Source organism: Streptomyces sp. 8N706, from assembly GCF_052245415.1.
Classification (GTDB): domain Bacteria; phylum Actinomycetota; class Actinomycetes; order Streptomycetales; family Streptomycetaceae; genus Streptomyces.
Genome location: NZ_JBQQBW010000056.1, coordinates 37,696 through 45,471, shown reverse-complemented (window position 1 = coordinate 45,471; position 7,776 = coordinate 37,696). Strand labels below are relative to the sequence as shown.

General features: G+C 70.5%; 6 protein-coding genes. 3 read left to right on the top strand and 3 right to left on the bottom strand.

What is annotated here, in order from left to right; genetic code table 11:
• The coding region (locus tag ACTWQE_RS21060; RefSeq protein WP_443330553.1) for an acetyl-CoA carboxylase biotin carboxyl carrier protein subunit at positions 1-133 on the top strand (133 nt) is incomplete at its 5' end.
• Positions 134-587: 454 nt separating this feature from the next.
• Here ACTWQE_RS21060 and ACTWQE_RS21055 read toward each other — a convergent pair.
• The gene (locus ACTWQE_RS21055; RefSeq protein WP_443330552.1) at positions 588-1,262 is read right to left on the bottom strand and encodes a dienelactone hydrolase family protein; all 675 of its coding nucleotides are present in this window, start codon (positions 1,260-1,262) and stop codon (positions 588-590) included.
• A 665-nt stretch (positions 1,263-1,927) separates the two neighbouring features.
• Between ACTWQE_RS21055 and ACTWQE_RS21050 the strand changes: the two genes are divergently transcribed.
• Positions 1,928-2,371 (top strand): MarR family winged helix-turn-helix transcriptional regulator, encoded by a 444-nt coding sequence (locus ACTWQE_RS21050; RefSeq protein WP_443330551.1) that lies wholly within the window; start codon positions 1,928-1,930, stop codon positions 2,369-2,371.
• A gap of 149 nt (positions 2,372-2,520) precedes the next feature.
• Entirely contained in the window at positions 2,521-3,633 is a 1,113-nt protein-coding gene (locus ACTWQE_RS21045) for a catalase family protein (RefSeq protein ID WP_443330550.1), read from the top strand.
• A gap of 208 nt (positions 3,634-3,841) precedes the next feature.
• On the opposite strand, the gene ACTWQE_RS21040 is transcribed toward ACTWQE_RS21045, so the two are convergent.
• The gene (locus ACTWQE_RS21040) at positions 3,842-5,377 is read right to left on the bottom strand and encodes a hypothetical protein (protein WP_443330549.1); all 1,536 of its coding nucleotides are present in this window, start codon (positions 5,375-5,377) and stop codon (positions 3,842-3,844) included.
• 11 nt (positions 5,378-5,388) lie between these two features.
• Positions 5,389-7,584 (bottom strand): hypothetical protein, encoded by a 2,196-nt coding sequence (locus ACTWQE_RS21035; RefSeq protein ID WP_443330548.1) that lies wholly within the window; start codon positions 7,582-7,584, stop codon positions 5,389-5,391.
• Between the last annotated feature and the right edge of the window lie 192 nt (positions 7,585-7,776).

The following is a 7,776-nucleotide window of genomic DNA, read 5'->3' as shown; positions in this document are numbered from 1 at the left end:
CGTCGTCGTCCTGGAAGCCATGAAGATGGAACAACCCCTCAACGCCCACCGCTCGGGCACCATCAAGGGCCTCACCGCCGAAGTCGGCGCCTCCATCTCCTCCGGCGCCGTCATCTGCGACATCAAGAACTGACACCGCCGTCGTCGGCGGACGACTCGGCCGGAGCCGGCCGCTGTCAGGTACGGGCCTCGCTCTTCTGCCGCCGCGCCCGGCATCGGGGTCCGCTCCGCTCGCTCGGACGGTAGCCATAGGCCGCCTCCCGCACCGCGAGGTCACTCTCCATCGCCGCTCCCAGCGCCCCGCCGAGCGTCGTCAGAGAGGTGACGGCCCAGACATGGACAGACAGTCACCGAAGCCGACGAGGTGATGCAGCCGGCCCTCGAGGACATGGGAGGCGATGAGTGACCGCGCACGCGACGGTGATGGGGCCGCCGGTCCTCGGATGTGTCCGGCCGCCTCGATCCGTCATCGCTCATCCGCCCACCCCCGCCACCACCGCACCGGGAGATCGCGCGCCCACACCGGGACGCGAGGCCCGATGGTCATGAGGTGCCCGTTCCGGGTGCGTCGGGCCGGGTGAGGGCTCTCAGCTCCCGGAACGGGGAGTGCCGGCGAGATATCGCAGGAACCAGCTCCGGGCCAGCTCGGCCACCTGCTCCAACGTGCCGGGCTCCTCGAACAGATGGGTTGCGCCCGGCACCAGTTCCAGGCGGGTCGCGCCTTTCAGCAGCGGCATGACCCTGCGGTTGAGTTCGATGACCTGTGTGTCGCGCTGTCCGACGATCAGCAGTGTGGGCTGCCGCACGGAGGTGAGGATGTCACCGGCGAGGTCGGGGCGGCCACCGCGGGACACCACGGCCTTCACCGGATCCGGCCGTTCGGCCGCGGCGACGAGCGCGGCCGCCGCCCCGGTGCTGGCGCCGAAAAGGCCCACGTCCACACCGGCACCTCCGGGCGGGTTCTCCACGAGCCAGTCGGTCAGAGCCGCAAGCCGGGGCGAGAGCAGTCCGATGTCGAACCGCAGGGCGCCGGTGACCGCGTCGGTCCGCTCCTCCTCCGGGGTGAGCAGATCGGCGAGCAGCGTGGCCAGCCCGGCCTCCTGCAGCTCGCCTGCCACATAGCGGTTCCGCGGACTGTGGCGGCTGCTGCCGCTGCCGTGGGCGAAGAGAACCGCTCCCCGCACGGTCTGCGGCACCGCGAGGTCGGCATCGAGTACGACGCCGGCGGCAGGAATGCGCACACTCTGCTGGACGGCTTCCATGGCATCCTCCCTCGAGGTTTCTCCTGCCTGTACGGTCCTTCCCGGCGGCTTCTCCGTCGGTGCGGTCCTGCCTCCCGCCCTGGGGGTCCTCGCTCCCGGCCTGCCGGGCCGGGGGGCGGGCCCGCCGCTCTCCCGAGAGCACTCGGACGGTGAACGGATAGGTCTCGGGAGCCTCGCCTCTCTCCCGGCCGGGTGCGTACGTGCTGTCCAGTGACGGTGACGGGCAGCGGGGCGTCGGCGAGGCGCCGACGCCCTTCCGACTCCTGGCCGCCGCACACCGTGGCCGGTTCCTAGGCCCCGGACGCCGTCCGCCGGCGGCTGGTCGCACCTGCCGCACTGGCTGAGGGACCCCCAGGACCGCCCCGTAGCCGAAGGGACCCGCCCGGCGCCGTCGGCAGCGGAGGCAACGGGCCGAAGGTGCCGACCCCACCATGGGTGGTCACCCGCCTCACCCGGACTGCTGGTCCGTACCTCCCCGTGGATCCGTCTCCGGGGAGGAGGACACGGGGAAGGTGCTGTGCCTTTCCACAGTAGGCGGCTGCTCCCCGGAGCGGGGACCGGCGGCCACGGGGCGCCGGGAAATCACGAGGGGTTACGGCCCGCGCGGCCCTGCGTACGGCCGTCCCCGGAGCCCGGGGTCGTGGCCCCGGACGGAGAATGGGGGCATGGGTGAGATGAAGGCTCCGCCGGTTTCCATGGCGCTCGACGACCAGCTGTGCTTCGCGCTGTACTCCGCCTCCCGGGCGGTGACGGCGGCCTACCGGCCGGTGCTGGCGGAGCTGGGCCTGACGTATCCGCAGTACCTGGTGATGCTGGCCGTCTGGGAGCGGGGCGAGGTGCCGATGAAGGAGCTCGGCGGCGCGCTCGGTCTGGACTACGGAACGCTGTCGCCGCTGCTGAAGCGGCTGGAGGCGGCCGGGTTGTTGCGGAGAGAGCGGCAGGCGGACGACGAACGGCTGGTCGCTGTCGCGGTGACGGAGAAGGGCGCCGAGCTCCGGTCGCGAGCCGAGCAGGTGCCGGGGGCCATGGGGCAGGCGTACGGCTTGACAGCCGGGGATGCGGACCGGCTGCGCCGGCAGCTCCGGGAGCTGGTGGACCGCCTGGGGTGAGCGCAGGGCCCTGGGGAGTGGCGGGCATCACGGCCAATTCAATCGTGCACAATGGAATTGCGCGCTAGCTTTAAGCCCGGGAGGGCGGACCGCCCGGCAGCCATCGGGCCGGGCGGCGACGCCGTGGATCGCGTAGAGAAGAGACGGTCATGTCTTTTGTCAGGTACGAGGAGTACAGCCCCGTCGAGCGCCCCGGCTACCAGGAGGAGCTCGACGAGGTCGTGCGCAATGTCGCGCAGCGCACCCGCGAGTCGTATGAGCGGCAGGGGGTCGGCCGGGCCATCCGCACGGCCCACGGCAAGAGTTACGGTCTGGTGAAGGCCACCGTGACGGTCGGCGCACTACGGCCCGAGTACGCCCAAGGCATCTTCGCCGAGCCGGGAACCTACGACGCGATCGTGCGCTACTCCAACGGGCTCGGGCATCTGCGGGCCGACTCACTCCTCGGGGCGGCCTGCGGGATGGGCATCAAGATGTTCGGAGTGCCGGGTGCCTCGCTGCTGACCGACGAAGCGCACGCAACAACGTTCGACCTCAATCTGATCAACAACCGAACCTTCTTCGCCAACACCGTGCACGACTACCTGGCCATCGAGCCGCTGTTCGCGCAACTGCCGGACGCACTGGTGAATCCCGCGACGCGCAAACAGTGGCTGGGTGACTTCCTCACCCGTCAGGGAACGCTGCGGACGCCGGAGGAGTGGCTGTGGGACGAGCTGTTCGCGATGATGTCGTTCACCGCGGTCCCCCGGCAGAACCTGCTGTCGTACACGTACAACAGCATGGGCGCCTTCCGTTATGGCGCCTACATCGCGAAGGTGCGGTCCGTGCCGACGCCGGAGTCGCTGGAGGGCATCGAGCACGGCGAGGTCGATGTGCAGTCCGACGGGGAGGCGTTCCGCAACACGCTGGTGGGTGAGGCCGGTGCGCGGGACCACAGCTTCGACCTCCAGGTGCAGCTGAACACCGACCTCGGCCGGATGCCGGTCGACAACACCTCCGTGGAGTGGCCCGAAAGCCTCTCCCCCTGGGTCACCGTGGCCCGGATCGACATCCCCCGGCAGGACATCTCGGGAGAGGAGAACCTCGACGCCGCGGACGGCACGTCCATCACCCCCTGGCGCTCGCGGGAGGAGCACCGGCCCATCGGGGAGATCCAGCGGGTCCGCGAGGAGGTCTACCGGCGCTCCTCGATCGAGCGGCACCGCATCAACGGCCAGCCCCGGAAGGAACCGGCGGCCAGCGCCGAACTCCTGGGCTGAGCTCGCCCCCACCGCGGCCCCGCCCCGTCGGCTGCCGACGGTCCGCCCACAACCGGCCGCGAGGCGGACACCGGCCCGGCGACCGTACGGTGACCGACGGGCTCCGGGTCCCGATGCGGGCAGGTGCGTCCGTGGCGCACCTGCCCGGCATCCCGGGATGAGCGAGCGTCCACGAGCGGTACGGACCGCCGTTCGCGGACGCTTCCGGTCAGCCGGCGTGGGCCTTGCACTCGGTGGTGGGGGGCTTGCCCGTCGGCCAGGCGAGTTTCTCGAATCTGATGTGCGGGGGGTCCGGGTCCAGGCGGACGATGGCGACCGCCTTGTTGTAGGCGTTGCCGTCGTTGTCCAGGCAGATCCAGCCGCTTGCGCCCCTGACCTTGGAGTCGCCGTGCAGCCGGCGCCAGGCCTCCCGGACGTCGGCGAGGGTGGGAACCCGGCCTCCGGCGACCTGGCGGTTCCGGATGCCCTCGATCATGGTCAGAGCGGCGTCGTGTGCCGTGACCGTATGACCGTCCGTGAGGTCCGTAGGGCCGATGTCGCCGACCTCCGTGCGCTTCGGGCCGGTGATGAAGCGGCTGAGCCCGTGGAAGTCCTCGGCCGAACCGCCGGTGGGGGGCGGGCCATTGGTCGTCCATGCGTCCTCGTGGGTCACTGTCGCGTACTTCACGTCGATTCCCTTGCCGCGCTCGAAGTCGCCCCAGGAGGCCTTCATGGCCGGATCGAGCGCGAGCAGGGATCCTCCGGAGAGGGTGACCACGGTGTAGTGCTTGTCCATGCAGCCTCGGCGGCCCAGGGCCCGTACGAACTGCGCCAGTTCGGGCACGCGGCCGGAGAAATAGACCGTGGTGGCCCGGGAGTCACAGAGGTTGTTCACCATCTGCCGGAAGTCGTTGGGGAGCACATTGGAGGAGTCGAACTGCTCCGGTGCGTAGGGCGTCCTCGCGTTCCTGCTCTCAATCGTCTCCGCCCGGAACGCCTCGCGCACCGATCGGGTGTAGAGATCGTCCGACCTGATGTCCTCGACGAGAAAGGTCTCCCGCGGTTCGACGTCCAGATACTTGGTGAGGGCCTCCGCCTGGTCCCGGTCGGGCGGAACGGCCTTCGCGAGGCCCGGCAGCTTGCCGGGGTCGATGCCTACGGAGGTGATGGACCCGCCGACGACGGGTATCCCCTTGGTCTGCGTCAGATAGGTGATGGTCTCCAGAGTCGAGGTGACGCTCCGGTTGAACCCGAAGACACCGCGCAGCCGGTCGTCGCCGGAGGCCATGTCCGCGAGTTGGTCCGCGACCTCCTTTCCGCGTTTGTTGTCCGGGCCGGGGTTGGCGAGCACCATCCGTATCTGCGGGCTGTGCTTCTCCTCGTGATTCGCCCGGTACTGGGCGAGATGCGCACCCTGCACCTCCCGCAGGGCCCGCTCCCTCTCGACGTCGTTGTCCTCCTCCGGCATCGGGATCATCAAAGCGATGGTCGCGTACGGCTTGCCGCTGTCCTCGACCCGGTCGTTCTCCTTCCTGATCCGTTCGAAGACCGGCCCCAGTCCGTCGAAGAAGGCGTAACCGCCGTCCGTGACGCCGGTGCATTCGCTGTCACCCTCGCGCCGCTCCACGCCCTTCGCGCAGGAGGTGTCGAAGGGGAGGGAGATGAGATAACCGGCGGGTGGGCCGAGGAGGACCACCACGAGGGCGTAGTGCAGCAGCCGGACGAGCGGCGGCTTGGCCCTGTGCCAGTGCCACAGGTGGGCCATCGACAACCTCCTCAGGTCACCGGAAGTTCAGGGGCCTGCGTTCCTGCCAGAAGAGCGTCGATCCAGCCGTCGGTGGCGAGGGCGTCGACATAGGCGTTGTGCACATGGCTGTGCCGGGCGTCCTGGCGGGAACGCTCGTCGTAATCCGAATTGAGCGTCATCAGGCCGCTCTTCAGCCGTACGAGAGCCGGGTCGGAATGCCCCGACGGCCGCTCCGCCGAGGGGTCGGACAGCCGCCACGTCATGCCGAGCACCTGACGGATCGCGCTGTGCACACCCCGTGGGTCCCCGTCGGCGCAGCCGGGGCACGGAGGCGGTTCGCCGGACGCCGAAAGGGGGGCCCGGCGGAATTGGTACGGAGGGAAGCCGCCGCGGGGGCGGGGCGCCGCGGCGAGCAGATTCACCGTGCGCAGCCATGCGCGCGGCTCGGCCTCCAGATAGTGGTGGTGCAGGGCGCGTACGACCAGGGTGTCCAGCTGCCCCAGAGCCAGCGCGTGGTGCAGATGGTGCAGACCGTGCTCCACCGAATCAGCGGGCAGATCACGGTTGTCGTAGTGGTCGGCGAGGCGCCGGTGGCCCAGGGACCACCGCTGTCCGTCCCCGTCCTCCCGCAGCACATGCAGCAGTACGGCGCGCATTCCCCGGTCGGTGATCAGCGGTGTGGCGCCGTCGGTGGTGGGCCACGGGTGGTGGTTCCAGAGCTTGCGCGACAGGGTGTTGTCCACGAGGTTGCGTACATGCAGCGCCGCGGACCAGCCCTCCGGTCGCGACGGCAGCCGGTGCGCCAGGGACGCGGCCGCCTCCTCGTCGAGCGCGGGCGCCAGATCGAGCAGCTGATTCCGTACCGTGGCGTCCGGCAGCAGCTGCTCCAGCAGCAGTTCGGCAACGGGACGCTCCTGCCCCGAGTCCCCTGGCCCGCTTCCCTGTGCCGCCAGGGGAAGGGCGAGGAGGCCCAGGCAGTCGAACGGGCCGTTGGCGCGCAGCTGTTGTTTCGACGCCTCCGCCAGCAGCAGGGCATTGCCCGTACGTCCGCCACTCAGCCGGGCGATGATCTCCGGCAGGGAGGTCGGATAGTTGTAGCCGTCCAGCATGGGCCGGATCTCGTCGGCCGTGAGGGAGGGCACCCTGAGCCGTAACAGCCACGTCGTGGGCGGGCGGTGCTCCGGTTTCGTCCAGGGCTCCGTCTCGGTCGCGGACATCAGCCGGCTCGCGTGACCGGCGTCGGTGCCGCGCCCCCGGGACGTGGCGATCACGACGGGGCGCAGCGGTCGCCCCGCCCACCGCCGCCGCTGCCTGAGCAGTGCGTACTGCTCGACGAAGGGGGCCAGGAAGCGCTTCCCGAGGGCGTCGTCCACGTCGTCGAGCAGAATGAGCGGCGGGTGCGTGGTCTTGCGGGCCCACGTGCCGTACCCGTCGTCGATGTCCGCCAGCAGGGCGCCGATCAGATGCGCCTCGACCTCGCTGCGGTCGGCACCGCGCCGCCGGAACTGCCGTACGAGTCCGAACAGGCCCTTCACCGGGTCGTCCCGTCCCAGCCGGTCGCGCCACCACTCCAGCGGGGTGCTGCCCCTGCGGCCCAGCAGGGTCTCCAGTGCGGCATCGAGAATGCCTGCCAGGCCGGGCGCCTGCGGAAGCAGGCCGCCGACGACGCCGTTCACCGCCTTTCCCCAGCGGCGGATGGCGTCGTCGCGCGCGGCGGGCGGCGCGGGCTGCCGCTGCTCCAGCAGATCGCGCAGCTCGCACTCGGCCTCCACGAGCTCGGCGGGCGCCACCACCGGCCCCGGCCCCTGAGGACCCTGGATGTCGGGGCGCCAGGCCGTGATCAGCATCAGGGCCGGGGAGAGCCGGGAAAAGCTCGGCTTGGGTCTGTACTTGGCGGGGATGTCCTCCAGCTCGTGCGAGAGCGTGAAAAGAAGGTTGGTGACCGGCGACGCGTTCACCGCGTCGAGCCGCTCACGGTCCTCCGGGCCGTCGGCCGAGTACGGGCTCCCCGCGAGCTCGACGAACGCGGTGGGGACCAGCGTGCGGTAGCCCGTACGAAGGACCTTCAGCAGCGCGGACTTTCCGGTCGCCCGGCCGCCGACGATCTCCACGACAGGATCGCCGTCGGGGAACGCCGAGGGCTGCCAGTCCCCGCCGCCCAGCGGCATATGCAGCATCGTCGGAACCAGGCGCTCGACCACCGCATCGAGATTGTGCAGGCTCATCCCGCCCCCGTTCCCCCGTATGCTGCGCGTACGGACCGCGCACGCCCGCTCCCGCTGAGTAAGGGGAGGCTAGAGCGACTCCGGGGAGGGCGGCAACGACCTTTGCCGTTCCGGTGGTTCACAATTCGGCATCGGTGGGACGGGCCCGCGGGCGCGGGACCTGTACGGGCGGACAGGTGTCCGCTGGATGCG